Raw genomic sequence first — 25,986 nt, 5'->3', positions numbered from 1 at the left:
GTCTCCTATGTACCTGCGGCGGCGCCGCCGGGTGTTCCCCGAAGCATCGAAATCGGTCCCTCATCAGCTCATGTCCATCGGTGGATAGACATGAGGCTTCCTCATATTAGCCCGAAAGTCGCTAATTCGCCGCGCGTATTTCGACAATCGCTGGGTATCTCGACGGAGCACGCCACTGCTGCACGAGGCGTGGCCCAACTAGGATGCGAGGACACCATGCTCGGTCTCGGGATTATCGGATGGATCATCATCGGCGGTCTGGCCGGATGGATCGCCAGCAAGATCATGAAGACGGACGCCCAGCAGGGCATTCTGCTGAATATCGTCGTCGGGGTGGTCGGTGGTCTGCTCGGTGGGTTCCTGTTGAGGCTGTTCGGAGTCGACGTCGAGGGCGCCGGGCTCTGGTTCAGCTTCTTCACCTGCCTGGGCGGCGCGGTCATCCTGCTGTTCCTGGTTCGACTGGTCACGGGGGCCCGAGTCAGGTCCTGACCCCGCGTGCCACAGGCTCCCTTCCCGTAAGGTGTGAACGCTTGCGCCCGTCCTATCGTTGAGGAAGCGCAACCCGTTTGTATCGAGCACGAAAGAGGAGCCTGTGGCCCGCCGTCCCACCCCGCCCGGCACGCCTGAACGAACCGGAGTCGGCCACGTCGTCGACCTGGTCCGCAACGCGATCCCTCCGTTGCATCCCGCCGGGCTCCCGTTCGTCGCCGCGCCCCTCGCGGTCGCCGTCGTCGGCGGCAAGCGCAGATGGGTGCGGCGCACGAGTCTGTTCGCCGCGGCGGCGTGCGCGACCTTCTTCCGTCATCCGCATCGCGTGCCGCCGAACCGGCCGGGCGTCGTGGTCGCCCCCGCCGATGGCGAGATCGCCCTGGTCGACACCGCCGCTCCCCCCGCCGAGCTCGGTCTCGGCGACGAGCCGCTGCCCCGGGTCAGCATCTTCTTGTCCGTGCTCGACGTGCACGTGCAGCGCACGCCGGTCTCCGGCATCGTGCGCACGGTGCTGCACCAGCCCGGCCAATTCCGTTCCGCGGACCTGCCCGAGGCGAGTTCGGTGAACGAGCGCAACACCATGGTCCTGGAGACGCCGGAGGGCAGCCGGGTGGTCGTGGTGCAGATCGCCGGACTGCTCGCGCGGCGCATCGTCTGTGACGCCCAGGTCGGCGACGTGCTGACCATCGGCGACACCTACGGCCTGATCCGCTTCGGCTCGCGGGTCGACACGTACTTCCCGCCGGGCACCGAACTACTCGTGCAGCCCGGTCAGCGCACGATCGGCGGCGAGACCGTGCTCGCCGTGCTCGGCTCAACCGCCGACTCGTGATGGAAGCGGCGGCACCCACCCAGCGGCGCCGGCGGCGGAGCATCCGCCTGCTGCCCAGCATCGTCACCATCCTGGCGCTGTGCTCCGGGCTCTCGTCGGTGAAGTTCGGCCTCGACGGCGAGCTCGATATCGCGCTGGCCATGATCGGCGCGGCGGCCGTGCTGGACACCCTCGACGGCAGGCTGGCCAGGATGCTGGACGCCACCACGAAGATGGGCGCCGAGCTGGATTCGCTGTCGGATGCCATCTCCTTCGGCGTCGCCCCCGCGCTCGTCCTGTATGTGACCCTGCTCAGCAGCAACAGCGTGGGATGGATCGTCGCGCTGCTGTTCGCGGTCAGCATCGTGCTGCGCCTGGCCCGGTTCAACACCCTGATGGACGACGACACCCGGCCGGATTGGGCGCGCGAGTACTTCGTCGGCGTGCCCGCTCCGGCCGGTGCGCTCATCGCGATGGTGCCGGTGGCGCTGTTCGTGCAGTTCGGCGACGGCTGGTGGGTCGGCTTCTACGAGGTCGCGGCGTGGACGGTGTTCGCCGCCGCGCTGTGCGTCAGCACCATTCCGACGCTCGCCATGAAGTCGGTGTCGGTGGCGCCGCAGGCGGCGGCGGGACTGCTGGTGCTGGTCGCGCTCGCCGCGGCGGCGCTGGTCACCTATCCGATCGTGCTGCTGCTGGTGCTGGTCGCGCTGTACCTGGGTCATATCCCGTTCGCCTGGCATTCCCAGCGCTGGGTGGCCGCGCGTCCGGAGACCTGGACACACAAACCCGCCGAACGCCGGGCGCAACGCCGGGCCGACCGGCGGCTTCCGGCGATCCGGCGACCGGCCATCCGTGGCTCGTCGGCTCGTCTGCGACTGCGCCGCCCTGGTGCGAAGCAGCGCCAGAACGGTCATCCGCCACCGAGTTCGGATCTTTTGTAGCTCTTCCAGGAGACAACTGGTTTCGTGAGTACATGGGTAACTCCATGTACTCGCATCGAACTAGCGTGCGATGGGTGTCGTTGTCAAGCGTTGGCGGCGTTAGGTGTCGTTGGTTCAGTGAGCCTCTGAACCGCGGATATATTGAGATTCTGCCCAGTTCTGGCTGTGCTATCGATGGCGGGTTCGATGACAAGCCTCGACGGCTGGCCAGCAACTATGCCGGACATGAGCGATCGGACAAGAGGGCAGTTTTGCCATCGGATGGGCGTCGACCCTTGCAGTTCGCCCTGTCGTAGGTTGTGCCCTGGCAGGACATGCAAACAGCGGCCACGTCCGGCTCATCGCTGAAACGTTGGGCGGAACCGAACGAACGTGTGCGTATCTGGACCGCCGCAGTAATGCGGCCGTCCAACCAAACCCAGGCGCGTGAGTCCCCTTTGGCCATACGACTCTCTCCGGTACGCTCGGGCGTCGGGCGTAAATTGAGGGGGGTTCTTTGACTGTAACGCCGTTTGGCCGCCGCGCTTTTCTGCTCGCTCTCGGCGTGGTGCCCGTAGCGTGTTCGTCGGAGTCCACGAAGCCGGAGGGGCCGGATCTGTCCGAGGCTGACAACGCAATCCGGCCTCAGGACGACCTGTATCTTCACGTCAACGGCACCTGGTTGCGGACCTACCAGCTACCGCCGGACAAGTCCCGCTATGGCTCATTCGAGGAGATGGACGAGCGCGCCCGCCATAACCTCAATGCCATCCTCAAGGGCATCGACGACGACGCTGCGCCGGGCTCACCGGAGCAGAAACTGCGCGACCTCTACCGCGGCTGTCTCGACATCGACACGATCGAGCGTCAGGGCACGAAGCCGATCGCCGACCTGCTCGCGGCCGTGGACAACGCTGCGACTAAGTCGGACCTTGCATACGTCGCCGGTCAGCTGGTCATGACGGGAGGTTTCCGCACCCAGTTTCAGACCACTCCGCTCCAGCTGTACGTCGGCGTCGATCCCAAGGACTCAACCCGCTACCTGCCGAGGATGGCTCAGTCCGGCCTCGGCATGTCGGACGAGGCCTACTACCGCGACCTGCCGAAAGCCCCGATCCGCGACGCCTATCGCACGTACCTGCAACGCCTCGGCGCCGGCGCGGGACTACCAGACCCGGTAGGCACGGCACAACGCGTGCTCGACCTGGAGACAGGAATCGCTGCAGGACACTGGAACCAGGTCGACACCCGCGACGCCGACAGGACTTACAATATCCGCAGTTGGGCTGAGTTGCGCACGCAGGCACCGGGATTCGACTGGGACAGCTGGCTCGCGGCGATATCCGAAAGCCCCGCCGAGTTCGCCACTGTGGTGGTCGACGAGCCCTCGTACGTCACGGCTTTTGCGCAGCTGTGGGTCGATACCGACATCGCCGTCTGGCGCGAGTACTTCACACTGGCCATCGTCCGCGCATTCGCCCCCTTCCTGAAGAAGGATTTCGCCGACGCCGACTTCGACTTCGCGGGCAAGACTCTGAAAGGACTCGAGCAGCCGGAGGACCGGTGGAAGCTGGCGGTCCGCCTGATCAACACCACGGCGGGCGAGCTGCTCGGCCAGAAATATGTCGCCGAACACTTCCCACCTGAGGCCAAGAAGCAGGCGCTCGATCTTGTCGCCAACCTGCGCGAGGCCTACCGCGAGCGGTTCCAGCGCACCGAATGGATGAGCAAGGCGACTCGCGACGCCGCCATCGCCAAGCTCGACAAGGTCCAGCCGATGATCGGCTACCCCGACAAGTGGCGCGACTACTCGAACCTCTACGTCACCAAGGACCAGCTCGTTACCAGTATCCGCGCCGCGAACGTCTTCGAAAGCAGGCGTCAGCTGGCCAAATTGGGCACACCTGTGGACCGCGGCGAGTGGGGGATGACTCCGCAGACCGTCAACGCCTATTACGCGGCCAGCATGAACATGATCGTCTTCCCCGCAGGCATCCTGCAGCCGCCGTTCTTCGATCCCGACGCCGACCCTGCTGTCAACTACGGCGGCATCGGCGCGATGATAGGCCACGAATTGGGCCACGGTTTCGACGATCAGGGCTCCAGATACGACGGTGACGGTATCCTGCACGACTGGTGGACCCCCGAAGACCGCGCCGCCTTCGCCGAGCGCGCCGACATGCTCATCGCCCAGTACGACAAGCTCGTCCCGGACGGCGTCCCACCCGATCAGCACGTCAACGGCAAGTTCACGGTCGGCGAGAACCTGGCGGACCTCCGTGGTTTCGCCACCTCGCTGGCCGCCTACCGGATCGCCATGCAGAAGCGCGGCGCTGCCCTCGATTACACCGCCGTCTTCATGGCCTGGGCCCGCACCTGGCGGGAGAAGCGGCGCCACGAGGCGACTGCCGACCAGGTCGCCACTGATCCCCACTCTCCCAACGAATTCCGCTGCAACCAGCCCGTCCGCAACCTGCCAGAGTTCTACGCCACCTTCACTGTGCAACCCACCGACAAACTGTGGCTTCCCGAAGAGCAGCGCGTCACCATTTGATCGCCTCCGATGGTCCCGGTCAGCCGGGGCAGCGGGCGACCGGACCCACGGTGTTCCGACCGGCCGCTGCCGCTACAAAGCCCCGCAGCCTTCAGGAGGCCCAGGCCTGTTGCTTACCGGCATCGGGATGGCTATTTTGTCGGACGGCAGTGGCGCTTGTAGTAGCCTTCCGGCACCTGGACATTCTTCTCGGCGTTCGCGAGCGCCTCTCCCACGTTGTTGCCGGTCCCCTCTGCTTCCAGCCAGCCAACGGTGGCGCCGCCCTTGTTCTCAACCTTGTCGCACCTGACCTTAGCGGTAACGGTTGCCGCCTCCGCCACCCCCGTTCCGACGAGCGCCGATACCACGACACCCGCACTCACGATAGCGGCGCCCAGGCTCCTGCCGAATTTCGATTTCATTCCGTTCTCCCTTTGTCAACCGGCCACGGTTCTCGTCATCTGCGACCGGATCGATATGAAATAAACTGCACAGGTATTATCGAATGATTCTCGAAGTTACCTCCCCCACCAATGAAATTTCGGTGGCTCATCAACCGCCCAACCGGTACTCTGATGCCGAAGCCGTCCGACCCGAGACCACAAAAGGAATCCAATGACCAGCCTATTCAATAAGCTGGAGATTGCGATCTTCAGCACCGACGAAGAGTTCGAGGACCTTCGGTCCTACGTCGAAGAGATTGTCGACGCATATGCCGAACAGGGCACCTTCGACATCGCTTCCACCACTCTTTCACCGGAACAAGACGAGCTGAGCACAGAGTGGTTCGCCCGGAACCCTGGAAAGGACGCTGGGCCACGGACTCATCATCGGATCGTCATCAACCAGAACCGTGACGACCCAATCCACCTTCAGTTGACCCACATCGCTGACGGGGTGGCAGCGCACTTGGCGTCCACTTACTCGGACAGAGACGACGGTTACACCGACAAAGTGGTCTGGTCACACCGCATGCTCTCCGAGTAAACCTGGCGCGGTATCGTGTCTGCTGAAATTCTTGACCGACACGATACCGCGTCAGCGTGTTCGCCTCTCGGCTACGACGGAACGATGCATCCGTGCCAGCTGATGTAGCTAGTACCTTGTGTACCGCATTCGTTGTGGCTCAGAGTGCTTCGCAGATTGTCCGCTTCCAGCCACTGTTCGGGAATCTCCAGCTTCTGGAGCTCGAGAACGTCAAGTACAGTCATGTCATCCTCCTCTCTTTCAAATCGTTGCCCTTGGCCGAGCATGGCCGCCTTGATCACGCGGTTCGCGAGCCAAGTCCTTGGGTTGGTTCCGGTATAGGAGGCAGAAGCCCATAGTCGCGTCGTTTCATCATGGACTCCACGTGCATCACTCCACTGGAGCCGGAGGCGAGATCCGTTGTGATACGGAAATTCGAATCTCCAGGAATAGCCCAGGTATCTGTCGACATCCGGACCGCCATACTTCGGACCATCCGATTGAGATCGGAAACGGGCCGCACGGGAAGGCCCATGACCATCTTCAAACCATTTGTACCGTAGAGTAGACCAGCATATCCATTGAACAAACTGCAATTGACGGTGAATAACGTAGAATCGACCCTGGCGAGATCCTCTAGGCTCGACGTCACTTTGCCGTCGAGCCGCTTGACATCGACATTGTTCAACGCCACACCGAATCCCGCGGATCCCGTCGCAAGATACGGTATCAGCCGCTTTCCCTGCTTGTAATGAAGTATATTTCTGTCGTCTCTCTCGTAATGGTCCAACTCAGTGAGCAGAGCATGATTCATTGCATCGACGAAGAGATCATCACCGAACCGACGGTGTGCCTCCGCGAACAACCACGCCAGCCCCAGGTGGCCGTACATCAGACCTGATGTTTGCGCGGTGAATCTATTGGTCATCACCTTGCTTTCCGGAGGAGGAAGCAACGGGACACCCGCGCAGTATCGCTGCGCAGCATCCGCCAGCTGTGCCGCCAAATCGGGAACGAGCACCGACTCGACGTCGGGGAAATGCTCCATCCGCAGAGCGGCAAGCATAATGCCCGCCTTCCCGTCGAAGATGCGCCATCCGTCCGCGCGATCCAGCAGATTCGTATCTCTCGAGAGCTTTTCCGCGGCCACGGCCTCGTTCAGTACTAGCAGGGCATAAATCGACCCGCACAATCCATCGAAGAGTCCGGACCTAGTGACCCGGCCCGCCTCGGCGACCACTTGGTGGGTGGCCGAATCACCGAACATGTCGGGCAAAGCGAGTGCGTGGCCCGCGGCGCCGAAGGCCAGGCCGAAGAGGGAGTCCTCCAGCGCCTCGGCATGGACAGGTAGTCGATTCAGCCGAGCGTGCGCCGCCCCGAGAACCGCAGGGAGATCGTCGCGAAGAGCGGCCAAAAAGTCCTTCGGAGGAGGCTTTTGTCGCAGAGTTGCCGGCAAGGACAGCGCCGCCATGATGCTGTCCCGTTTGATCACATTCTCGGCTACGCCGTCCGGCACGCGACCGTTATGTCGCTTCAGGACTTCCAGCAATCCTGGAAGCGCCCAATTGAAACGATTCGACGTGATCTCGGCGTGCTCTACTCTTGCCGTGAGCATCTGCGTGATCGTCTGCGCAAGGGCATACGAATCTATGTCCTGAGGGGCAACACCGGGCGGCGGGGCGAACCCCGGTGCGTGTATACCGCTCGACTTCCAACCGGTGATGTCCTTGGCGGTCTCGAAATCAATGATTGTGATAGCCAGCGTATCGGGATCGACAATGATGTTTCGGGGATGGAGGTCCGCGTGAACCAGACCTGCTTTTCGTATATGATTGGCCCCACGCTCCGCGTTTTCCAGAATCACGCCGCAGTCTTTCCCATACCGATCCCAATCGGCGCCGTCCGCCGAGTAGAGCGGCATATTGCCGACTATCCATGATTGCAATGTGATACCGACAGCACGGGACATCGCCATGAAGTAATGACCGCCCACCTCCCCGCTCCAGAGGACTCGCGGAAAGAGGTCCGGATCGCCTAACCGGCGGATGGTCATCACCTCATCACGTATCCTTCGGTAGCCATCGCGGCCGTCCGGCGTGTAACCTGCGTTCGGCCGTCCCTCCTTGACGACGACTTTCTCGCCATTTTCCAGCATCGTGGCGAGGTAAACTCCGCCTGCGTTGGAATGACTGATAGCAGATTCGATAGTGAAAGGAACAGTTCCACCCTCAGACCGGCCCATAACGCCCCGCAAGAATTCCGGTATTTCCAACCAGGGAGGTGGGCTGAACCAGGGCAGCCGCTGGTCCTCCTCCGGCCGTCCATCCGGGTCGATGATGCACAGCTTTCCGTCGACCTCCAGCCGCCGGAATCCACCGTACCTGACGAAAACGGGCCCACGCTTCCACCGCAGATCGGTCAGTATGTGCGGACCGTCGAAATCGGCAGTTCGATTACCCAACTCGACGACCGCCCGCTCGAGCCGATCCGAATCTGGATATACAGTCACTAGCTTTCCGGAGGATACCCGGTCGGCATTCTTGGAGTTCATCGACCGATACTGTGCGATCGATGCAGCAACCTTGAAGTGCAAGCCCATATCTCGACAAAAATCTGCGGCGATTTCTGCTACTTTTCGCTCTCTACCCAGTGCGGCGCTGAGATGGATTTTCCAACCCTGATGAGGAGCGTCCGGACCCACGTCGGGAGTCCAATATGTCCAATATGTGCCGGTCTTTGATGTATATCCTGGAATCTCCCCAGCTAAAACCCTGTCAGCATCGTCGACGCCGACGTCCGACGGTGCGCTGAAGAATTCACGGTCCCGCATGCAATACTGCTCTAAGATCATCTCGGACTCGCTGCGATCAGGAGATCGGACAAGGATTCGGATAGTTTGGATTCCGATACCAATCGCCGGAGATGCCTATACAGCACTCCGGCTCTTGGGCAATGATTTCGCATTTATCCCGGGAAGGCTGCGGAAAATACTGAGCAGCAGCCGATTCCCCTGCGCCAACGGCTGTAACGATCGCAACCAAACCGGCAGTCTTAACGAACACAGAAACCCTCCCCGGACGTTTACTCGTGCAAATCGCATGCGTAGTTGATGTCAATCTCAAGGCTAATCCAGGTGGCACTTAGCATCGCCGCTGGTAGCGATCACGGGGCCGCCCAGCATCGCGCCTGGTCCTGAAAATGCCTCTTTGTATAGGATGCGAATAGAAGTACACCGACGTACCAAACCGCGCTCGGTTCGGGTTTCTTATCAACTGCTCAAACAGTAGTTATGCCGATAATAGATCGGTGTGCAACTAGATTGAAGAACCCCTCCCAACAGATGATGCCTCCCCGGCCTCTCATGTGAGCATAGTACGCAATTAAACGTTGCGCAACAGGTCGCTTTGTAATTGTTCGCCTGAGGGACAACAGTTTTCGCCGGTTGCCACACCCGAGGCTCGACGAGCTCCTGCAGTCGCCGCAGTCCGGATTGCCGCGGTCCGGATTGCCGCGGTCGAACAGGGCGTTGGCGCTCGGCTCGAAAGTATCCATCACGCAGCCATATTCAGTCGGCAGGTGACGATCGAGGTTCGATTGTCCTGCTTCTGCGCCTGGTAGGCCGTAGCGCAACGGTTGAGCGCCGTTGTGCAGTCACCGATGCTCGCACCCCAACGCGCCAGAATGCGCGCGGCATCCGAGCACGCCAGCGACAGCCGGTCACCGAACGGCCGATAGGTCTGCCCTACCTGGGCCGGAGTCACCTGTGCGGCAGCAAATCGCGTTGCCGAGGCCAGATCCAGTACGGTCTGGGTCGAGACGACCAGATCCGTCGCGGTGCCCTGCACCGCAATCGTGTCGATGGTTACAACAGCTACTCCTGTTCCGATGGAATCGCCGCTCCGGGCATGCATGTCCCGCCCTGTCCAGTTGGGGAACAACGGATTCCACCGCCAGTCTCTCGGTTTCGGAACGATCCGCCGGTCGCGCACACCGGGCTACCGGACCGCTCCTTCCTCGATTCTTGGTCGGTCACTAGGTAGGACGCGCCGTGGTTCCCGACGGTTCCAACGAATTTCGGAATCTTCGACGCGCCACATTACGACGGAGCCGGAGACGCGGCCCGGCAGAGCTGGTCACCAGGCATGAGTGGGTACTGTCGAAGCTGGTCGACGCGGGACGCATATCGGTGGTTCGGGAACGCGGGGTCCGCCAATCAACAGCGCGATAACCCGTTCCACTCCTGTACCGCTGCCAGTGGTCCTACAACTGGCAACGTGGTGGTCCCGCGACGGTGGCAACCGACACCCAGCCCGATGTTAAGTTGCCAGGTCAGTGGCCAGTGATTTCAGCATGCTCCGCTCGGTCGCGGGGCGCACGAAGGTTCGACGTGCCGTGAGAGTACGGCGATGAAACTCGGGTGGGGTCCGGCGACACCGCAGACAGCCACCAGCCCGGCCCGACCGGGCGAGACCAGCACACGGCGTCATTCAGCACCGCCCTACATACGTAGCCCGAATTCTTGACAACTAGATGGCAATCGGCCGCACAACACACGGTACTGTCGTCCCCATGACCAGCGGCGATGCGTTCAGGGAGCACACTGGTAACTCGTCGGGCACGCCCAAACCAGCAGCGGCACTGAACGCGGGGCCTGGACGCATGTCTCGCGTCACCCGCCCGGTACGGCCTGACGACCCGGAGCGGCTGGAGTGCCTGCGGGAATTCGAGGGGCATCGACCGCGGCTGTTCGCACTCGCCTACCGGATGCTCGGCTCGGCCACCGAGGCCGAGGACGCGGTGCAGGAGACCTATCTGCGCTGGGACGGCGCCGACCGCGCCGGAATCCGTTCCGCCGAGGCATGGTTGACCACGGCGCTGGTGAATCTCTGCCGCACCTGGTTGGTTTCGGCGCGGGCCAGGCGGGAGACCTACGTCGGGCCGTGGCTGCCCGAGCCGGTGCCGACCGGCCGCGGCGAGCTCGGTCCGCTGGAGACCGTGGAAGAGCGTGAACTGGTCTCGCTGGCCCTGCTGACCGCGCTGGAGCGGCTGACCCCCGTGGAGCGCGCCGTCTTCGTGCTGCGCGAGGCATTCGGCTACGCCCACCGTGAGATCGCCGACATGCTCGACGTGACCGAGACGAACTCCCAGCAGATCTTCCGCCGAGCGAGCCAGCGCGTGCGAGAAGGCCGGGCCCGCTTCGGTATACCGGCCGGGCACGCCCACGAACTGATCGAGCGGTTCCTGAAGGCGGCGCGTGAGGGCGATATCGAGGCGCTGGAGCGGATGCTCGCCGCCGACGTGAGCGCGACCGCCGACGGCGGCGGCCAGGTCAACGCGGCCCGGCGGCCGGTGCTCGGCGCGAACCACGTGGCGCGGTACATGGCGGGTCTGTGGCGCTGGGAGGTACCCGGGATGCGGCTGCTCGTGGAAGAGGTCAACGGTGCCCCCGCCGCGGTCGTGCGGGTGGAGGGCGCGCCACTGCTCGTGGTGGGTGTCGAGGTCGCCGACGGAGCGGTCACCGCGCTGCGGTTGATCGTCAATCCGGAGAAACTGGCCTATTTGGCGCGGTCGAGCGGCCCGGACGGCGTCGTCGGTGCGCTGCCGGACGGGCGTCGACGCCCGGTGTGACGCGCTTCACGGCTCTGATTTGTCAGGTTCCGGTGGCCTGTCCGGTCTGAAGGGTGATGGCCGATCGAAAGGAGCCACATCATGACCGGACAGCATCGGATCGTCGTGCTCGGCGCGGGATACGCGGGGCTGGCGGCGGCCCGCAGGCTCGCTCGCACGGCGCGGGACGCGCGGATCACCGTGATGGATGCCCACACGTCGTTCGTCGAGCGGGTGCGGCTGCACCAGCAGGCGTCCGGCCAGCGCATTCCCGCATGGGATCTGCGGGAACTGCTGGAGAGCAAGGGAATCGAGTTCGTGAACGCACGGGCGACGGACATCGATACGGCCGGAAAGCGCGTGGTGCTCGACGCGGCGCAGGCCGTCGACTACGACACGCTGATCTACGCCCTCGGCAGCATCGCCGATGTCGAGAGCGTTCCCGGTGTTGCCGCACACGCCTACTCGGTGGCGACGCAGAAGGACGTGAACTCGCTGCCGGCGCCGGGCGGACCGGTGGCGGTTGTCGGGGCCGGGGCGACCGGCATCGAACTGGCGGCGGAACTGGCGGAATCGTATCCGGGCACCCGGGTGCTGCTGCTCGGGTCGCAGGAGCCGGGCGCCTGGCTGTCGGCGCGGGCGCAGGCGCACATCAGGCGGACACTGGAGCGTCTCGGGGTCGAGATCCGCTGCGGCGCCAAGGTGATCGAGGTCTCGTCCGATGGCCCGCGCTTGGCCGACGGTTCGCTGGTCGAAGCCGCGACGACGGTGTGGACCACGGGATTTCGCGTGCCCGACCTCGCTGCCCGGTCCGGCCTGGCGGTGGATTCCGACGGCCGGGTGCTGACCGACGCGACCTTGCGTTCGGTGTCGCACCCGGACGTCTACGCGGCGGGTGACGCGGCCGTCATCGGAGGGCCGGGCGGTCGCGATCTGCGCATGGCGTGCGCCACGGCGCTGCCCACCGGCAAGCACGCGGCCGATGCCGTCGTCGCCCGGATGCGCGGTCGCGAGCCGGAAGAGTTCGAGTTCCGGTATGTGCTCCATTGCCTCAGCCTGGGACGCCGGGACGGGGTCGTCCAGGCGGTGCACGCCGACGACGCACCGGCGCGGACGGTGCTGACCGGGCGGACGGCGGCGTGGGTGAAGGAGCGCATCGTGCGCGCCGCGGCCTGGCAGGCGCGCCCCTGAACTAAACGTCAACCAACCGTTGACGATCTGGCATCGTCAACCTATCGTTGACGCATGAGTTCACAATTCCGCCTCGACGACCTGATCGAAGGCATCAAGAAAGCCCGTCCCGACAACGTGCTCGAGCAGCTGTCCGACGCCGTGGTCGTGGCGAATCACCTCGATGAAGTGGCCGATCACCTGATCGGCCACTTCGTCGACCAGGCCCGGCGCTCCGGGGCCTCGTGGACCGACATCGGGGCCAGCATGGGCGTCACCAAGCAGGCAGCGCAGAAGCGGTTCGTGCCCAAAGTGCCCGATCCGGGCGCCGCGGCGGCCATGGACCCGAACGCGGGCTTCGCTCGTTTCACCGCGCGGGCGCGGGCGGTCGTGATGGCGGCACAGGAGGCCGCGCGCACGGCGGGCAACCGCGAAATCGCCCTCGGGCACGTGGTGCTGGGCCTGCTCACCGAACCGGAGGGGCTCGCGGTGCAGGAACTCATCTCTCGCGGTGTGGCGATCGACGTGCTCTCCGCCGCGGCCTCCGCGTCCCTGCCGCCGAGCGAAGGGGAAGTCCCCCCGCTGATCCCGTTCGGCGCGGAGGCCAAGAAGGTCCTGGAACTCACCTTCCGCGAGGCGCTTCGGCTGGGGCACAACTACATCGGCACCGAGCACATTCTGCTCGCCCTGCTCGAACAGGAGAACGGCGCGGGCCTGCTCAGTGATCTCGGCGTCGACAAGGCGAGTGTCGAAACGCATCTGGTCGAGGTGCTCGCGTCCATCACGACCGAGAAACCCTGATTGCCGATGGGCTGCGGAAGGTTCCGCGCGGGGATCGCACTCGCTTTCGCACTGTCCTTGCTGGTGATCGGGCTGCCGGGGCGATCGGCGCCGCTCCACCGGATGCGCAACGTCGTCAATGGGTTCCGCGGTGCGCGGACCGCACGGGCGCGGCGGCGGCGGGCGTTGCGCACCCGGGGCGCCGGAAACCCCGGGCCACGCCGGACCGCCGCAACCGGCCTACCGGCGAGGCGAGCGGCCTGATCACGCCCGTCCGGCCAGGCCGCCGCCCCACCGCGGCCAACGAGCCTGCGGCTTCGGCTCGGCGACCAAAGGCTCGCGGTGGATGTCGGTGACGTACAGGGGTAGTCGCGGTTCCAGTTCGGCGAGCAGCGCGAGAGCGCGGCCGCCCTGGGCCGCGCGGTATTCCCGCATGGTCAGCCCGACGATCTGCAGGAACAGCACGCGGCCGTGCGGGCTGTCGATGGCGCCCAGTTCCGGGTCGGGCGTGAAGCAGACGGCGTGATTGGTGCAGTCCGCGTGGCCCGCCGCGATCGGCCCGTTCGCTTTGATGGTGTGTCCCGGTTCGAACCACTTGCCGGACTGGAAGACGTAACGGGCGAGGTTCTGCACGAAGTTCGCAGGCCATACGGGCGGTTCGGTGTCGGCGGGCTCGCGCGCCAACCGGAAGGTGAATTCGAAACCCCAGCCGGACTCCGCCGGGTTGTCCCATTCCTTCTCGTACAGTTCGGTCATCCCGTAGCTGACGTAGTGCCAGTGCGGCACCGGGTCGGTGCGGCGGTACGCGCTGATCCCGTCGAGCGGGTCGGGCCCACCCAGGGACCACGGGTGGTCGGATGCCCAGTGGAAGGGCTCGATGTCGCCGTACAGCGGCCGCAACGCCTCATCGATGGCATCCCAGCCGGGTTTCTCACTCACCCAGTCACCATAGGCACGGCGCGTCCGGCCGCACTCGAGGGCGTCCGACGCTCGGAGCGGGTCAGGCGTCGGGCACGTTGCGAGCGAGTTCCGCCAGCCAGGCCGCCGCCGAGGCGTCACTCGGCGCGCGCCAATCGCCGCGCGGCGACAGCGAACCGCCGGAGCCGACCTTCGGCGCGTTCGGCAGCGTCGAGCGCTTGAACTGGCTGGTCTGCACGAAGCGCAGCAGGAACTCGCCGAGCCAGTGCTTGATCGTCGCGAGGTCGTAGGCGTTGCGCTGGTCGGCCGGGACGAGGTCGGGCCAGCGGCCGGTCGCGGGATCGGACCACGCGTGCCTGGCCAGGTAGGCGACGCGGCTGGGTAGATAACCGAAACGCAGCACGTAGTAGAGGTGGAAGTCCTGCAACTCGTACGGGCCGACGGTGGCCTCCGAACTCTGGGCCGGCGCCGAGGGATCGGCGTTCGGAACGAGTTCGGGGGAGATCTCGGTGCGCAGGATCGACGACAGCACCTCGCCCGCTTCGGCGCCGAGCTGTTCGGTGTCCACCGCCCAGGCGATCAGGTATTTGATCAGCGTCTTGGGCACCGAGGCGTTGACGCTGTAGTGCGCCATGTGATCGCCGACGCCGAACGTGCACCAGCCGAGCGCGAGTTCGCTGAGGTCGCCGGTGCCGACCACGAGCGCGCCGTGCAGGTTCGCCAGCCGGAACAGATGCGAGGTGCGCTCGCCCGCCTGCACGTTCTCGTAGGTGACGTCGTACACCGGTGCGCCGTCGGCGGCCGGATGGCCGAGGTCGCGCAGCATCTGGGTGGCCGAGGGGCGGATGTCGATCTCGCGCGCCGTGACGCCGAGAGCGGCCATCAGACGGTGCGCGTCGGTTCTGGTCCTGGTGCTGGTCGCGAAGCCGGGCATGGTGTAGGCCAGCACGTTCGACCGCGGCAGGCCGAGCCGATCCATCGCCTTGGCCGCCACGATCAGAGCCTGGGTGGAGTCCAGCCCGCCGGACACCCCGATCACCACCCGCTCGAGCCCGGTGGCGCGCAAACGCGTGCTCAGGCCCTCGATCTGGATGTGGTGCACCTCGGCGCAGCGCTCGTTGCGCACGGCCGGGTCGGCGGGCACGTAGGGGAAGCGCTCGATCTCGCGGCGCAGCGGGACCGCGACCTCGGGGACGGGCAGCCGGACGTCGATGCGCCGCATCGCGACCAGCCGGTCCCGGTGGTCGTGCACGTTGTCGGCGAAGCTGGTGGTGCGCAAGCGATCCGCGGCGAGGCGGCGCAGGTCCAGGTCGGCGGTGACCAGCTGGGGATGATCGCAGAACCGCTCACCCTCGGCGAGCAGGTCGCCGTTCTCGCAGATCAGTGCCTGCCCGTCCCAGGCGAGGTCGGTGGTGGACTCGCCGTGGCCCGCCGCGGAGTACAGGTAGGCCGCGAGATACCGCGCCGAATGCGAGGTGCACAGCGTTCGCCGGTAGTCGGCCTTCCCGATCACGATATTGCTCGCGGACAGGTTGACCAGCACCGTCGCCCCGGCCAGCGCGGCGAACCCGCTCGGCGGCAACGGCACCCACCCGTCCTCGCAGATCTCCAGGTGGAAGACGAAATCGTCCAGATTGTTCGCGCGGAACAGCAGATCGGACCCGAACGGCGCCCGGTGCCCGGCCACCGTGACGTGGTCCTCCAGCACCTCCCGCGCCGCCGCGAACTGGCGCGTCTCGTAGAACTCCCGATAGTTCGGCAGGTAGCTCTTCGGCGCCACGCCGAGCACGAGGCCGCGGCAGATGGCGATCGCGCAGTTGTACAACCGGCCCTGGGCCCGCACCGGGGCGCCCACCACGAGCACCGTGTCGATGTCCGTGCTCGCCGCGACAACGCGCTCGAGCGCCGCCTCGACCGCGGCGTCCAGCGCGTCCTGGTGGAACAGGTCGTCGGCGGTGTAGGAGGACAAGCCCAGCTCGGGGAACACCGTCAGCACCGCACCGGCCGCCGCGGCCTGCGCGGCCAGTTCCACGGTCTGCTCCACGTTGTAGGCGGGGTCGGCCACGCGCACCCGGGGCACCGCGACCGCCACCCGGGCGAAGCCGTGCCGGTACAGCGAATCGAACGGCAGGTCGGCCACCCTGCGTCCCCTTCCGGGATGAGGTTGATCATGGTCCAGTCGGAATCTACGCCCCGGCGGGCGCGGTGGCGCGGCGTCGAATTCCCCGCTGTCCGAGAAAAGGCCCGCTGAACTGCGGTTTTGTCGTCCGGGCAGGAGACGGCGAATCGTCCGGCCGAAGATGTGAACCCCTGGCGGCTAAGCTATAGCAATGGCGGATGAAATGGATTCCGACCTAATAGCGGGGGAACGGCGCGCAGATCTGCTGCGCGCGCTTTCGTATGTGTCCACCGAGTCCCAACCGGACGGCAGCTATGTGGTGAACGGCGACTTGCCGCCGGACGTCGCGCCGCCGTTCATTCGCGCCATCATGCGGGTGGAGGCGGAGTTGTTGCTGCACGACGCCGAACAGGTCACCGTCGAGGAGGGCGAGCCCCGCACGCCCGAGGAACGCCGCACCGACGCCTTCGTCGCGCTGGTTCTGCGCGTCGACGACCGCCATTAGCGGCGCGGCGGTGCGGCCGGACCTTGCACTCGCCACCCCTGAGTGCTAAAAATGCTCTTGGCACTCTCGACCTGTGAGTGCCAGGTCGGGACGGTGAGACCGGGTTCCGTAGACACCCTCGGTCGTCCGTCGCGGGCACCGAACCTGGCCAGCGTAACTGGGGCGACCCAACCGGCGGTCGTCCTGTGTGTCAGCCATACACATGGAGGATCTCAACAACGCCATGGCCAAGACAATTGCGTATGACGAAGAGGCCCGCCGCGGCCTCGAGCGGGGCCTCAACAGCCTCGCCGACGCGGTCAAGGTGACGCTGGGCCCCAAGGGTCGCAACGTTGTCCTGGAGAAGAAGTGGGGCGCCCCCACGATCACCAACGATGGTGTGTCCATCGCCAAGGAGATCGAGCTGGAGGACCCGTACGAGAAGATCGGCGCCGAGCTGGTCAAGGAAGTCGCCAAGAAGACCGACGACGTCGCGGGCGACGGCACCACCACCGCGACCGTGCTCGCCCAGGCGCTGGTGCGCGAGGGTCTGCGCAACGTCGCGGCCGGCGCGAACCCGCTCGGTCTGAAGCGCGGCATCGAGAAGGCCGTCGAGGCCGTCACCGCCAAGCTGCTCGACACCGCCAAGGAGGTCGAGACCAAGGAGCAGATCGCCGCCACCGCCGGTATCTCGGCCGGCGACCCGTCCATCGGTGAGCTGATCGCCGAGGCCATGGACAAGGTCGGCAAGGAAGGCGTCATCACCGTCGAGGAGAGCAACACCTTCGGCCTCCAGCTGGAGCTGACCGAGGGTATGCGCTTCGACAAGGGGTACATCTCCGGCTACTTCGTCACCGACCCGGAGCGTCAGGAAGCGGTCCTCGAGGACCCGTACATCCTGCTGGTCGGCTCGAAGGTCTCCACCGTCAAGGACCTGCTGCCGCTGCTGGAGAAGGTCATCCAGGCCGGTAAGCCGCTGCTGATCATCGCCGAGGACGTCGAGGGCGAGGCCCTGTCGACCCTGGTCGTGAACAAGATCCGCGGCACCTTCAAGTCCGTCGCGGTCAAGGCTCCCGGCTTCGGCGATCGCCGCAAGGCGCAGCTGGCCGACATCGGCATCCTGACCGGTGGCGAGGTCATCACCGAAGAGGTCGGCCTGTCGCTGGAGACCGCGGGCGTCGAGCTGCTCGGTCAGGCGCGCAAGGTCGTCGTCACCAAGGACGAGACCACCATCGTCGAGGGCGCGGGCGACCCGGAGGCCATCAAGGGCCGGGTCCAGCAGATCCGCAGCGAGATCGAGAACTCCGACTCGGACTACGACCGTGAGAAGCTGCAGGAGCGTCTGGCCAAGCTGGCCGGCGGTGTCGCGGTGATCAAGGCGGGCGCGGCCACCGAGGTGGAGCTCAAGGAGCGCAAGCACCGCATCGAGGACGCCGTTCGCAACGCGAAGGCGGCCGTCGAGGAGGGCATCGTCGCCGGTGGTGGCGTGGCCCTGCTGCAGTCGGCTCCGGCGCTGGACGAGCTGAAGCTCACCGGTGACGAGGCCACCGGCGCGAACATCGTGAGGGTCGCGCTGTCGGCTCCGCTGAAGCAGATCGCGTTCAACGCGGGCCTCGAGCCCGGCGTGGTTGCCGAGAAGGTGTCGAACCTGCCCGCGGGTCACGGCCTGAACGCCGACTCGGGCGAGTACGAGGACCTGCTGGCCGCCGGCGTCGCCGACCCGGTCAAGGTCACCCGTTCGGCGCTGCAGAACGCGGCTTCGATCGCGGCCCTGTTCCTGACCACGGAGGCCGTTGTCGCCGACAAGCCGGAGAAGGCCGCCGCTCCCGCCGGCGACCCGACCGGCGGCATGGGCGGCATGGACTTCTGAGTCCAGCCACCCGGCAGCACATTTCGAACCGGAAGCCGGTCCACCGCGAGGTGGGCCGGCTTCCGGCGTTTCGGCGTCAGATCCCGTCGAGGGTGACGACGGCGAACGGCGTCTTCGGGCTGCCCGGCGCCATCGGACCGCCCTTGTCGAACTGGGAGGAGACGATCAGGGTTCGGTCACCAGAGCGGGCCAGAGTCGTGGGAATGGCCAGGGTCTCGTCGGTGCGCTGCTGCGCGAGCGTCGCGGTGGCGCCGTCGTCGGAGATGGTCCAGCGGCTGATCGTGTTGGTGGTGTTGTGCGCGGCCCAGAGGGTGCCCTCGTGCAGCTCGAGTCCGTCGCCCTGTCGTAGATCGCCGCCGCGCAGGGTGACTTTGCCGATCGGGCTCGCTTCCTGGGTCAGGGCGATGCGGTACAGCTCGCCGCGCGGCATGTCGACCGTGAGCAGATAGCGGCCGGCCGGATCGGCGACGATGCCGTTCAACGTGAAGGCGCCCGGCTCGATCGGCGGCAGAACGGTGCGCAGGTCGAATCGCGGGGTCAATTCGCCGCGCCCGCCCTGTGCCCGCGCGGCGGCCAGTTGGTCCGGGGTGACGCGATAGACGACCGCCCGCACGCTGTCGGTCAAGTACGCGGTGCCATCCGGCGTGATGGCGAGATCGTTCACGAAGCGCGGGTCGGCGCCCGGCACGGTGAAGTCGGCGAGCAGGGCGCGAGTCGCGATGTCGTACACCGCGACTCCGGTGGTCGAGTCGGTGACCCAGAGCCGGCCTGCCGCGTCGACCTTCAAGCCGTTGGCGGTCCTGTGGCCGCCCGCGCCTTCGGGCAGGAAGACCTCGGCCCGTCGCGCGTTCGGTGTCGCGCGATAGACCGCGCCGGTGCTGTAGGAGCCGACGTAGCTGTCTCCGGTGCGCGCGTCCACCGCGATGCCCTCGGGGTAGACGCGGGCGCCAGGTAGTTCGTAGGCGGTGTGGACGGCAGTGCTGGGCGCGTCGCTCGTGCCGCAGGCGACGAGCGTGAGACAGGCGCTTCCGGCGGCCAGGCTCGACAGCAGGCGGCGGGACAGGGCGTGGGGCATCGGGCACCTCTTCGAGATCATGTAATCAAACGTGTTCACTTTGAATAACATGCCCGAATCTATGTTAGAACTCTAATTCTAGTCAAGGCTGAAACTAGTAGACGTGCGGATACCATGCGCTTATGACGTCGATGCCCGCCGCCGAACGGATCGGCTCGTATCTCAAACGGGCCGAGCAGTCCCTCAACACGGCCAAGAACGCCGCGTTGAAGCCGGCGGGCGTCACCGTCCCGCAGTACGCCGCGCTGCTCTACCTCGCCGAGAACCCCGGTATCTCGGCCGCGGCCCTGGCCCGGCTCTGTGGCGTCACCCCGCCGTCGATGAACACCGTGCTGGGCAATCTGCTGGACCGGGGTCTCATCGAGCGCACACCGCATCCGTGGCACAAGAACGTCCTGGAGACCACGCTGACCGACAAGGGCGCGGCGCTCGTGCGCGACGCGGACGAGCGCGCGATCCGCGTCGAACGCGCCTTGGCCGAGGAGTTCACCGCCGCCGAACGAGACACCCTGCTGGAGTTGCTCACTCGGTGTGCCGACCGGCTGGACTCGATCCGTCCCGCTCCGGCTGCTCGACCGCGCGACGAGTGACGCTGCCGAGGTCTCGGCGAAGCGCCACCCGGCGGGCGGAGATCAGGCAGTGGCCCAAGTCTTGTTGGGGGCCAGGCCTTCCGTGCCTGCTGTACGCCGTCGCCACCGGAGCCCGGCGCTGACCCCCGGTCGACGGAAGCGGTGTCAGCCCGGCAGGAGGAAGGCCACGAGGAACCCCGCCGCCGTGGCCATCCCGACCCACCAGCCGCCTTCACGGTAGGCCTCCGGCATCAGCGAGTCGGCCAGCACCGCGATCGTCGCGCCGCCGGCGAACGCTTGCACCGCTCCGATGTGGGTCGCGGAGAGATTGTCCGACAACGCGTTTCCGAGCACGGTGACCAGCACGAGCACCGCGCCGGTCGCCGTCCACAGCCACAGCGTGCGCCGCTGTGCCACGCCGTGCTGATCGCGCATCAACGCGGCGCCGCTGATCGCCTCGGGAACGTTGCCCACCGCTACGGCCACCAGCAGGACCAGTCCGCCGCCACCGGCCAGGGAGACGCCCAGTGCCGTGTTCTCCGGAACGCCGTCCAGCACAGTGCCGAGCATCAGCGCCCAGCCGATCGCACGGGGACCGAGCTCGTTCTCGATGAGATGGTCGGCCACCACGTAGACGCCCGCGCCCGCGAACAGCGCGAACCCGGCGATGGTCGCGTTCTGGCGGAAGGCGGGTTCGAACAACTCGTTGGATACCGCCGCGATCATCGTGCCAGCGCCGAAGGCCATCAGCGAGGCGAGCAACGCCTTCGGCAGTCGCCGGTGCAACCCGATGGCGGCGCCGAGGATCAGCGGCACGGCCGTTCCGAGGCCGTAGAGCAGCGCTTGCGGCATGGGATCACCCTAGGTCAGCCTGCCGGGCCCGCCGGTCGGTCGTACGCTGAAGCCATGCCTGACCGCGGTCGGATTCGAGGTGTGCTCTACGACATCGACGGCGTCCTGGTGACCTCCTGGCGGGAGATCGAGGGCGCCGCCACCGCGGTGCGCCGGATCGGCGAGCGCGGTCTGCGCCGAGCGTTCCTGACCAACACCACCTCGCGCACCTGCGCCGAGATCGCGGAACGCCTGTGCGACACCGGCATCGAGGTCGACTCCGCCGAGATCGTCACTGCGGCACGCCTCACCGCCGAGTTCGTACGCGGTCGCTACCCGGACGCCGCCGTCTGGGTGCTCAATCACGGCGACATCGAGGCCGACCTCACCGGTTTGACACTCGACACCGATCGTCCGGACGTGGTCGTGATCGGCGGGGCCGGACCGGAATTCACCCATTCGGCGCTGAGCCGGGTGGTGGAACTGATGCTGGAGGGTGTACCCGTCGTCGCCATGCACAGCGGGCTGACCTGGGCGACGGCGGAGGGGCTGCTCATCGACGCGGGCGTGTACCTGCCCGGACTGGAGGCGGCGGGCAATGCGCGCATCGAGGTGGTGGGCAAGCCCGCGGCACCCGGTTTCCGGACCGCCGCGGCGCTGATGCGGTTGGACCCGGCGGAGGTCCTGATGATCGGTGACGACCTGTACTCGGATGTGCTTGCGGCGCAAGACGCGGGTTTGACCGGTGTTCTGGTGCGCACCGGCAAATTCCGGCCCGCGGTGCTCGCGTCGGCCGATCGCGCGCCGGATCACGTCATCGATTCGGTGGCCGGTCTGCCGGAATTACTGGCTGAACCGACAGAGCGGGCGAACGTGCCGTAACCGACTACTCGGAATGAAAACAAAAATTCTACAGATTCCCTCTAAAATTGCCCGCAACCGCAACGCTTCTAGGTATCGTCTGTTCCGGCAAATAGCCAGTGACAAGGAATGTTCTACGGACAGATCGGAGTTGCCGGATGCTCCATTCGCTGATGAGCGTGCTTGTGCGCAAACTACTATGGTCGCCGGGCTTCGGCTCGGCGACCGATCAATGAGCTAGCAACTACTCAGCCAACTTTCGGCTAACTCGCGTTCGGCCGAGGGTTGTAACGAAGGGCCCGATCGGTGACGATGAGTTCGGGCCCTTCTGTATTGTCTGCCCCGATGTCACAGGATGCGAATACGGGTCGAATGTATGCCGGGCAACCCGTGGAGGACCGGCAGCGTCAGCGGCGTGCGCGTTTTCTGGAGTCAGGCCTGACGGTCTTCGCGCGGGACGGCTACGCCAATAGTTCGGTCGGCGCCATCTGTAAGGACGCCGGACTGTCCTCGCGGCAGTTCTACGAAGAATTCACCGGTCGCGAGTCCCTACTCCTAGAGCTCTACGAGCAGATCGACCGGGAGTCGCGCGACGCCGTGAAGAAGGCGTTGGACGCGAAGTCCGGCGCCAAGTCGCTGGAAGTCATCGACGCCGCCGTGCGCGCCTACGTCGAATCCATCGGATCCGATCCGCGCAAGGCGCGCGTCGCCTTGGTCGAGGTGGTCGGCGCGGGCCCGAAGGTGGAGAAGTTCCGCCTGGCGGTGCGCCGGGAGTGGGGTTCGCTGCTGGCCGGCGCCGCCGAAGACGCCGCGCTGCACGGTGAGATACCCACCGGCGACTACGAGATGCGGATGCTCGCCATCATCGGCGCGGTCAACTACGTGGTCGACTCGTGGAGCGGCGCGGACCCGCGCCCGCCGCTCGACGACGTGATCCGGGTACTGAGCAGGGTGATCATCGGCGCTGTCCGCGCATAGCGTTCCGGCCTGCGGGACCGTGGGCCGGGAGCGCGGTAACGTGCGGGAATGCAGACAGTTCCGATCCAGATGCCGGACGGCACCACGGTTCCGGTGCGGTTGGTCCCGGCCGAGGGCGCGCACCGGCATCCGGTCACCCCGGACGCACCGCGCCCGGTCCTGGTGATCGTGCCCGGGCTCGGCGTTCCGGCGGGTTACTACGAACTGTTCGCATCGACCCTGGCCAAGCGCGGGTTCGACGTGGCCTTAGGCGAGATGCGCGGCAACGGCGACAGCAGGCCGAAGCCGAGCTCCAGCAGCACCTTCGGTTACCACGAGCTGGTCTCGGTGGATTTCCCGGCGATCTTCGAGGTGGTGCGCGAGCAGTTCCCGGACAGCACGCCGTACCTGCTCGGTCACAGCATGGGCGGCCAGCTCGGCGTCATGTACGCCGCGCGCATCCGGGGCAGGCTGGGCGGACTGATCCTGATCGCGTCCGGCACCCCGTACTACCGTGGCTACCGCGGACTTTCGAGTCCGGGCATGCTGGTGGGCACCGCCGCGATGTCGCTGACGGCCAACCTGGCGGGCTTCTGGCCCGGCGACCGGGTCGCGATGGGTTTCGGCCGCCAGTCCAAGGTGCTGATCTCGGATTGGGCCCGGTTGGCGCGCACCGGCCGGTTCGTGCCGGTCGGCGCGGACATCGACTACGAGGAGCGCATCGCGCGGCTGCGGCTCCCGGTGCTGTCCATCACGATGACCGGCGACGACCTCACCCCGCCCAGCTCCGCCGAGCACCTGCTGGAGAAGCTGCCCAACGCCGAGGTGACGCGCTGGCGGCAACCGGAACCGCTGGGCCACAACGGCTGGATCCGGCAGTGCGGCAGCACGGTCGACCAGATCGAGAAGTGGTTGCGGGACCGCTGAGGGCGGACTACGTCCGGCTGGGTGCTGTGCTCAGGCGCGTCGCTCGATCAGCATCTGGGTGAAGAACTCGTAGATCAGTGCCGCTTGGAAGGCCGACTGCTTGTTGTCCGCCGCGCCGCCGTGGCCGCCTTCGATGTTCTCGTGGTACCAGAACTCGTGGCCCTGCTCCTCCAGCAGCGCCGCCATCTTGCGGGCATGGCCGGGATGCACCCGGTCGTCCCTGGTGGAGGTGGTGAGCAGGATCGGCGGGTAGGCGCGGTCGGTACGAGCGTTCTGGTAGGGCGAGTACTTGCCGATGTACTCCCAATCCTCCGGCGCGTCGGGGTCGCCGTACTCGGCCATCCACGACGCGCCCGCCAGCAGCAGGTGGTAGCGCTTCATGTCCAGCAGCGGCACCTGACAGACGATCGCACCGAACAATTCGGGGTAGCGGGTCAGCATCACGCCCATGAGCAGTCCACCGTTGCTGCCCCCGACCGCGCCGAGCTGGTCGGCGGTGGTGATTCCGCGCGCGACGAGATCCGCGGCGATCGAGGAGAAGTCCTCGTACACCTTGTGCCGGTTGGCTTTCTGCACCGAGGTGTGCCATTGCGGCCCGTACTCGCCGCCGCCGCGGATGTTCGTCATCACCCAGGTTCCGCCGCGCTCCAGCCAGCCCATGCCCGAGGCGCCGCTGTAGCCCGGGGTGCGCGACACTTCGAAGCCGCCGTAGCCGGACATCACCGTCGGCCCCGGACCGTCCGTGCGGTCGCGGTGGCGGATCACGAAGTACGGCACCGGCGTGCCGTCGTCGGATCGGGCGAAGAACTGCTCGGTCTCGACCCCGTCGGCGTCGAAGAACCCGGGCTCCTGCTTGAGCCGCTCGGTGCGCCGGCCGACCGCGCTGGCCAGCAACGTGGACGGAGTGGTGAAACCGCTGGTGTTCAGCATGAACTCGTCGCCGCCCTCCAGCGGGTCGAGATTCAGCACGCTGGTGGTCGCCATCGGCGGGGTGTCGGCCAGCGGCTCGCGACGCCAGCCGTCCGCGCCGGGGGTCAGCACGTAGAGCTTGGTCTGCACGTCCTCCAGGGTGACCAGCAGCAGGTGGTTCTCGGTCCAGCCGTAACCGTGCAGCGAGGTGTGCGCGTCCGGGGTGAAGATCACTTCGAAATCCCGTGCGCCGGCCAGGAATTTCTCGAAGTCGGCGGCCAGCAGCGCGCCCGCGGGGTAGCTCGCGCCGCCGACCTCCCACGGCGACTTCAGCCGCACCAGCAGCCAGTCCTTGTACCAGGATTCGCTGGCGTCGCTGGGGAGGTCGAGATGGCGCAGGGTGCCGTCGTCGGCCAGCAGATAGACCTCTTCGTTGAAGAAGTCGGTGGCCCGGCCGACGTAGTGTCGTTCGTAACCCGGGGTGCGGTCGTAGCCCGCCGAGACCGCGACGTCGCCGGGCTCGCCCTCGAAGACGGTTTCCGCCTCGTCCAAGGGGGTGGCGCGGCGCCACAGTTTCGCGATTCGCGGATATCCCGAATCGGTCAGTGAGCCGGGACCGAAGTCGGTGCCCACGTACACCGAGTCGATGTCGATCCAGCGGATCTCGGACTTCGCCTCGGGCAGGAAATAGCCGCCGTCGGCCGGGTCGAGGAACACCCTGCGTTCGAGGTCGAACTCGCGGACCACCTTCGCGTCCGCACCGCCGCGCGACAGGCTGATCAGCGCCCGGGACTGTTCCGGACGCAGCACCGCGGCCCCGCCCCACACCCAGTTCTCGTCCTCGGCGGCGGCCACCGCGTCCAGGTCGATCAGGACGTCCCAGTTCGGCGCGTCCTCGGCGTACTCGGCGAACGTGGTGCGCCGCCAGAGGCCGCGCGGGTGCCCGGCGTCCCGCCAGAAGTTGTAGAGCCAGGGGCCGCGGCGAGCCGGGTAAGCGATCTTCGTGTCGGTGTCGAGCATGTCGAGGATGCGCCGCTCCAGCTCACGGAAGCGATCGGAGTCGGCGAAGCGGGCGCGCACGACGGAATTGTGCGCGCGCGCCCAGTCCAGGGCACGCTCGTCGGACACTTCTTCGAGCCAGAGGTAGGGGTCGGTCACATTCTGCTCAACGCCGCTCATCCCCACATTGT

At 66.2% G+C, this 25,986-nt stretch carries 23 protein-coding genes; 14 read left to right on the top strand and 9 right to left on the bottom strand.

Features of this window, described 5'->3' with window-relative positions; genetic code table 11:
• Positions 1-216: 216 nt before the first annotated feature.
• The 4 genes from ON19_RS28430 to ON19_RS28415 all read left to right on the top strand — a co-directional run bounded on the left by ON19_RS28430 (position 217) and on the right by ON19_RS28415 (position 4,774).
• Positions 217-489 carry a GlsB/YeaQ/YmgE family stress response membrane protein gene (locus ON19_RS28430; RefSeq protein WP_043699723.1) on the top strand — a complete coding sequence of 91 codons (273 nt, stop codon included), beginning with the start codon at positions 217-219 and terminating at the stop codon, positions 487-489.
• A 103-nt stretch (positions 490-592) separates the two neighbouring features.
• Positions 593-1,321 (top strand): phosphatidylserine decarboxylase, encoded by a 729-nt coding sequence (locus ON19_RS28425; protein ID WP_043699301.1) that lies wholly within the window; start codon positions 593-595, stop codon positions 1,319-1,321.
• Positions 1,321-2,241: a CDP-alcohol phosphatidyltransferase family protein gene (locus ON19_RS28420; protein WP_051169382.1), complete on the top strand. Its 921-nt coding sequence runs from the start codon at positions 1,321-1,323 to the stop codon at positions 2,239-2,241. Before ON19_RS28425 ends, ON19_RS28420 begins: the two co-directional genes overlap by 1 nt.
• A 544-nt stretch (positions 2,242-2,785) precedes the next feature.
• Positions 2,786-4,774, top strand: coding sequence for a M13 family metallopeptidase (locus ON19_RS28415; RefSeq protein ID WP_227954498.1), 1,989 nt, complete (start codon positions 2,786-2,788; stop codon positions 4,772-4,774).
• Between the two features lie 131 nt (positions 4,775-4,905).
• Here the strand turns inward: ON19_RS28415 and ON19_RS28410 are convergent, their stop codons facing one another.
• Positions 4,906-5,175, bottom strand: a complete 270-nt coding sequence (locus ON19_RS28410) for a hypothetical protein (protein WP_043699293.1) — start codon at positions 5,173-5,175, stop codon at positions 4,906-4,908.
• A gap of 193 nt (positions 5,176-5,368) precedes the next feature.
• Here ON19_RS28410 and ON19_RS28405 point away from each other — a divergent pair, with 193 nt between their 5' ends.
• The gene (locus ON19_RS28405; protein ID WP_043699290.1) at positions 5,369-5,740 is read left to right on the top strand and encodes a hypothetical protein; all 372 of its coding nucleotides are present in this window, start codon (positions 5,369-5,371) and stop codon (positions 5,738-5,740) included.
• 71 nt (positions 5,741-5,811) lie between these two features.
• On the opposite strand, the gene ON19_RS28400 is transcribed toward ON19_RS28405, so the two are convergent.
• From ON19_RS28400 to ON19_RS28390, 3 genes are all read right to left on the bottom strand, one after another.
• Positions 5,812-5,964 carry a hypothetical protein gene (locus tag ON19_RS28400; RefSeq protein ID WP_157229870.1) on the bottom strand — a complete coding sequence of 51 codons (153 nt, stop codon included), beginning with the start codon at positions 5,962-5,964 and terminating at the stop codon, positions 5,812-5,814.
• A gap of 53 nt (positions 5,965-6,017) precedes the next feature.
• Complete coding sequence (locus ON19_RS28395; protein ID WP_083899683.1) at positions 6,018-8,570, bottom strand: class III lanthionine synthetase LanKC N-terminal domain-containing protein; 2,553 nt, start codon at positions 8,568-8,570, stop codon at positions 6,018-6,020.
• 700 nt (positions 8,571-9,270) lie between these two features.
• Positions 9,271-9,657, bottom strand: a complete 387-nt coding sequence (locus ON19_RS28390; RefSeq protein WP_157229869.1) for a hypothetical protein — start codon at positions 9,655-9,657, stop codon at positions 9,271-9,273.
• A gap of 721 nt (positions 9,658-10,378) precedes the next feature.
• Here ON19_RS28390 and ON19_RS28385 point away from each other — a divergent pair.
• From ON19_RS28385 to ON19_RS28375, 3 genes are all read left to right on the top strand, one after another.
• Positions 10,379-11,347 carry an RNA polymerase sigma-70 factor gene (locus ON19_RS28385; RefSeq protein ID WP_051169381.1) on the top strand — a complete coding sequence of 323 codons (969 nt, stop codon included), beginning with the start codon at positions 10,379-10,381 and terminating at the stop codon, positions 11,345-11,347.
• 81 nt (positions 11,348-11,428) lie between these two features.
• Positions 11,429-12,517, top strand: coding sequence for an NAD(P)/FAD-dependent oxidoreductase (locus ON19_RS28380; protein ID WP_043699278.1), 1,089 nt, complete (start codon positions 11,429-11,431; stop codon positions 12,515-12,517).
• A gap of 54 nt (positions 12,518-12,571) precedes the next feature.
• On the top strand, positions 12,572-13,297 hold the full coding sequence (locus ON19_RS28375) for a Clp protease N-terminal domain-containing protein (RefSeq protein WP_043699276.1): 726 nt from the start codon (positions 12,572-12,574) through the stop codon (positions 13,295-13,297).
• 243 nt (positions 13,298-13,540) lie between these two features.
• On the opposite strand, the gene ON19_RS28370 is transcribed toward ON19_RS28375, so the two are convergent.
• Positions 13,541-14,215: a suppressor of fused domain protein gene (locus tag ON19_RS28370; protein ID WP_051169379.1), complete on the bottom strand. Its 675-nt coding sequence runs from the start codon at positions 14,213-14,215 to the stop codon at positions 13,541-13,543.
• Positions 14,216-14,276: 61 nt separating this feature from the next.
• The gene (locus tag ON19_RS28365) at positions 14,277-16,334 is read right to left on the bottom strand and encodes an NAD(+) synthase (RefSeq protein ID WP_083899682.1); all 2,058 of its coding nucleotides are present in this window, start codon (positions 16,332-16,334) and stop codon (positions 14,277-14,279) included.
• A gap of 190 nt (positions 16,335-16,524) precedes the next feature.
• On the opposite strand from ON19_RS28365, the gene ON19_RS28360 reads away from it, so the two are divergent.
• Positions 16,525-16,818: a hypothetical protein gene (locus ON19_RS28360; RefSeq protein WP_043699272.1), complete on the top strand. Its 294-nt coding sequence runs from the start codon at positions 16,525-16,527 to the stop codon at positions 16,816-16,818.
• A gap of 223 nt (positions 16,819-17,041) precedes the next feature.
• Positions 17,042-18,667: a chaperonin GroEL gene (gene groL / locus ON19_RS28355; protein ID WP_043699706.1), complete on the top strand. Its 1,626-nt coding sequence runs from the start codon at positions 17,042-17,044 to the stop codon at positions 18,665-18,667.
• Positions 18,668-18,743: 76 nt separating this feature from the next.
• Here the strand turns inward: groL and ON19_RS28350 are convergent, their stop codons facing one another.
• Positions 18,744-19,742, bottom strand: coding sequence for an SMP-30/gluconolactonase/LRE family protein (locus tag ON19_RS28350; protein WP_043699270.1), 999 nt, complete (start codon positions 19,740-19,742; stop codon positions 18,744-18,746).
• 122 nt (positions 19,743-19,864) lie between these two features.
• Between ON19_RS28350 and ON19_RS28345 the strand changes: the two genes are divergently transcribed.
• Positions 19,865-20,332 (top strand): MarR family winged helix-turn-helix transcriptional regulator, encoded by a 468-nt coding sequence (locus ON19_RS28345; RefSeq protein WP_227954497.1) that lies wholly within the window; start codon positions 19,865-19,867, stop codon positions 20,330-20,332.
• Positions 20,333-20,476: 144 nt separating this feature from the next.
• On the opposite strand, the gene ON19_RS28340 is transcribed toward ON19_RS28345, so the two are convergent.
• Positions 20,477-21,163: a ZIP family metal transporter gene (locus ON19_RS28340; RefSeq protein WP_043699268.1), complete on the bottom strand. Its 687-nt coding sequence runs from the start codon at positions 21,161-21,163 to the stop codon at positions 20,477-20,479.
• Positions 21,164-21,217: 54 nt separating this feature from the next.
• On the opposite strand from ON19_RS28340, the gene ON19_RS28335 reads away from it, so the two are divergent.
• From ON19_RS28335 to ON19_RS28325, 3 genes are all read left to right on the top strand, one after another.
• Positions 21,218-22,024 (top strand): HAD-IIA family hydrolase, encoded by an 807-nt coding sequence (locus ON19_RS28335; RefSeq protein ID WP_043699263.1) that lies wholly within the window; start codon positions 21,218-21,220, stop codon positions 22,022-22,024.
• 324 nt (positions 22,025-22,348) lie between these two features.
• Positions 22,349-22,981: a TetR/AcrR family transcriptional regulator gene (locus ON19_RS28330; RefSeq protein WP_043699260.1), complete on the top strand. Its 633-nt coding sequence runs from the start codon at positions 22,349-22,351 to the stop codon at positions 22,979-22,981.
• 48 nt (positions 22,982-23,029) lie between these two features.
• Positions 23,030-23,887, top strand: coding sequence for an alpha/beta hydrolase family protein (locus ON19_RS28325; protein ID WP_043699257.1), 858 nt, complete (start codon positions 23,030-23,032; stop codon positions 23,885-23,887).
• A gap of 30 nt (positions 23,888-23,917) precedes the next feature.
• Here the strand turns inward: ON19_RS28325 and ON19_RS28320 are convergent, their stop codons facing one another.
• A complete protein-coding gene (locus tag ON19_RS28320) occupies positions 23,918-25,975 on the bottom strand; it encodes a prolyl oligopeptidase family serine peptidase (RefSeq protein ID WP_083899681.1) in 2,058 nt (685 codons plus the stop codon).
• Positions 25,976-25,986: the final 11 nt, after the last annotated feature.

Origin of the sequence: Nocardia abscessus NBRC 100374 (assembly GCF_000308455.1) — a bacterium.
GTDB classification, from domain to species: Bacteria; Actinomycetota; Actinomycetes; order Mycobacteriales; family Mycobacteriaceae; genus Nocardia; species Nocardia abscessus.
Note: the sequence above shows the minus strand (reverse complement) of the source record. Positions and strands in the feature narration are given on the sequence as shown.

Excerpts from the sequence above, each read along its gene's own strand:
- ON19_RS28405 (WP_043699290.1), top strand. The coding sequence starts at position 5,369 with ATGACCAGCCTATTCAATAAGCTGGAGATTGCGATCTTCAGCACCGAC.
- ON19_RS28375 (WP_043699276.1), top strand. The coding sequence starts at position 12,572 with ATGAGTTCACAATTCCGCCTCGACGACCTGATCGAAGGCATCAAGAAA.
- ON19_RS28380 (WP_043699278.1), top strand. The coding sequence starts at position 11,429 with ATGACCGGACAGCATCGGATCGTCGTGCTCGGCGCGGGATACGCGGGG.
- ON19_RS28335 (WP_043699263.1), top strand. The coding sequence starts at position 21,218 with ATGCCTGACCGCGGTCGGATTCGAGGTGTGCTCTACGACATCGACGGC.
- ON19_RS28420 (WP_051169382.1), top strand. The coding sequence starts at position 1,321 with ATGGAAGCGGCGGCACCCACCCAGCGGCGCCGGCGGCGGAGCATCCGC.
- ON19_RS28430 (WP_043699723.1), top strand. The coding sequence starts at position 217 with ATGCTCGGTCTCGGGATTATCGGATGGATCATCATCGGCGGTCTGGCC.
- ON19_RS28330 (WP_043699260.1), top strand. The coding sequence starts at position 22,349 with ATGTCACAGGATGCGAATACGGGTCGAATGTATGCCGGGCAACCCGTG.
- ON19_RS28400 (WP_157229870.1), bottom strand. The coding sequence starts at position 5,964 with ATGACTGTACTTGACGTTCTCGAGCTCCAGAAGCTGGAGATTCCCGAA.
- ON19_RS28340 (WP_043699268.1), bottom strand. The coding sequence starts at position 21,163 with ATGCCGCAAGCGCTGCTCTACGGCCTCGGAACGGCCGTGCCGCTGATC.
- ON19_RS28410 (WP_043699293.1), bottom strand. The coding sequence starts at position 5,175 with ATGAAATCGAAATTCGGCAGGAGCCTGGGCGCCGCTATCGTGAGTGCG.
- ON19_RS28395 (WP_083899683.1), bottom strand. The coding sequence starts at position 8,570 with ATGATCTTAGAGCAGTATTGCATGCGGGACCGTGAATTCTTCAGCGCA.
- groL (WP_043699706.1), top strand. The coding sequence starts at position 17,042 with ATGGCCAAGACAATTGCGTATGACGAAGAGGCCCGCCGCGGCCTCGAG.
- ON19_RS28350 (WP_043699270.1), bottom strand. The coding sequence starts at position 19,742 with ATGCCCCACGCCCTGTCCCGCCGCCTGCTGTCGAGCCTGGCCGCCGGA.
- ON19_RS28325 (WP_043699257.1), top strand. The coding sequence starts at position 23,030 with ATGCAGACAGTTCCGATCCAGATGCCGGACGGCACCACGGTTCCGGTG.
- ON19_RS28345 (WP_227954497.1), top strand. The coding sequence starts at position 19,865 with ATGACGTCGATGCCCGCCGCCGAACGGATCGGCTCGTATCTCAAACGG.
- ON19_RS28360 (WP_043699272.1), top strand. The coding sequence starts at position 16,525 with ATGGCGGATGAAATGGATTCCGACCTAATAGCGGGGGAACGGCGCGCA.
- ON19_RS28320 (WP_083899681.1), bottom strand. The coding sequence starts at position 25,975 with ATGAGCGGCGTTGAGCAGAATGTGACCGACCCCTACCTCTGGCTCGAA.
- ON19_RS28385 (WP_051169381.1), top strand. The coding sequence starts at position 10,379 with ATGTCTCGCGTCACCCGCCCGGTACGGCCTGACGACCCGGAGCGGCTG.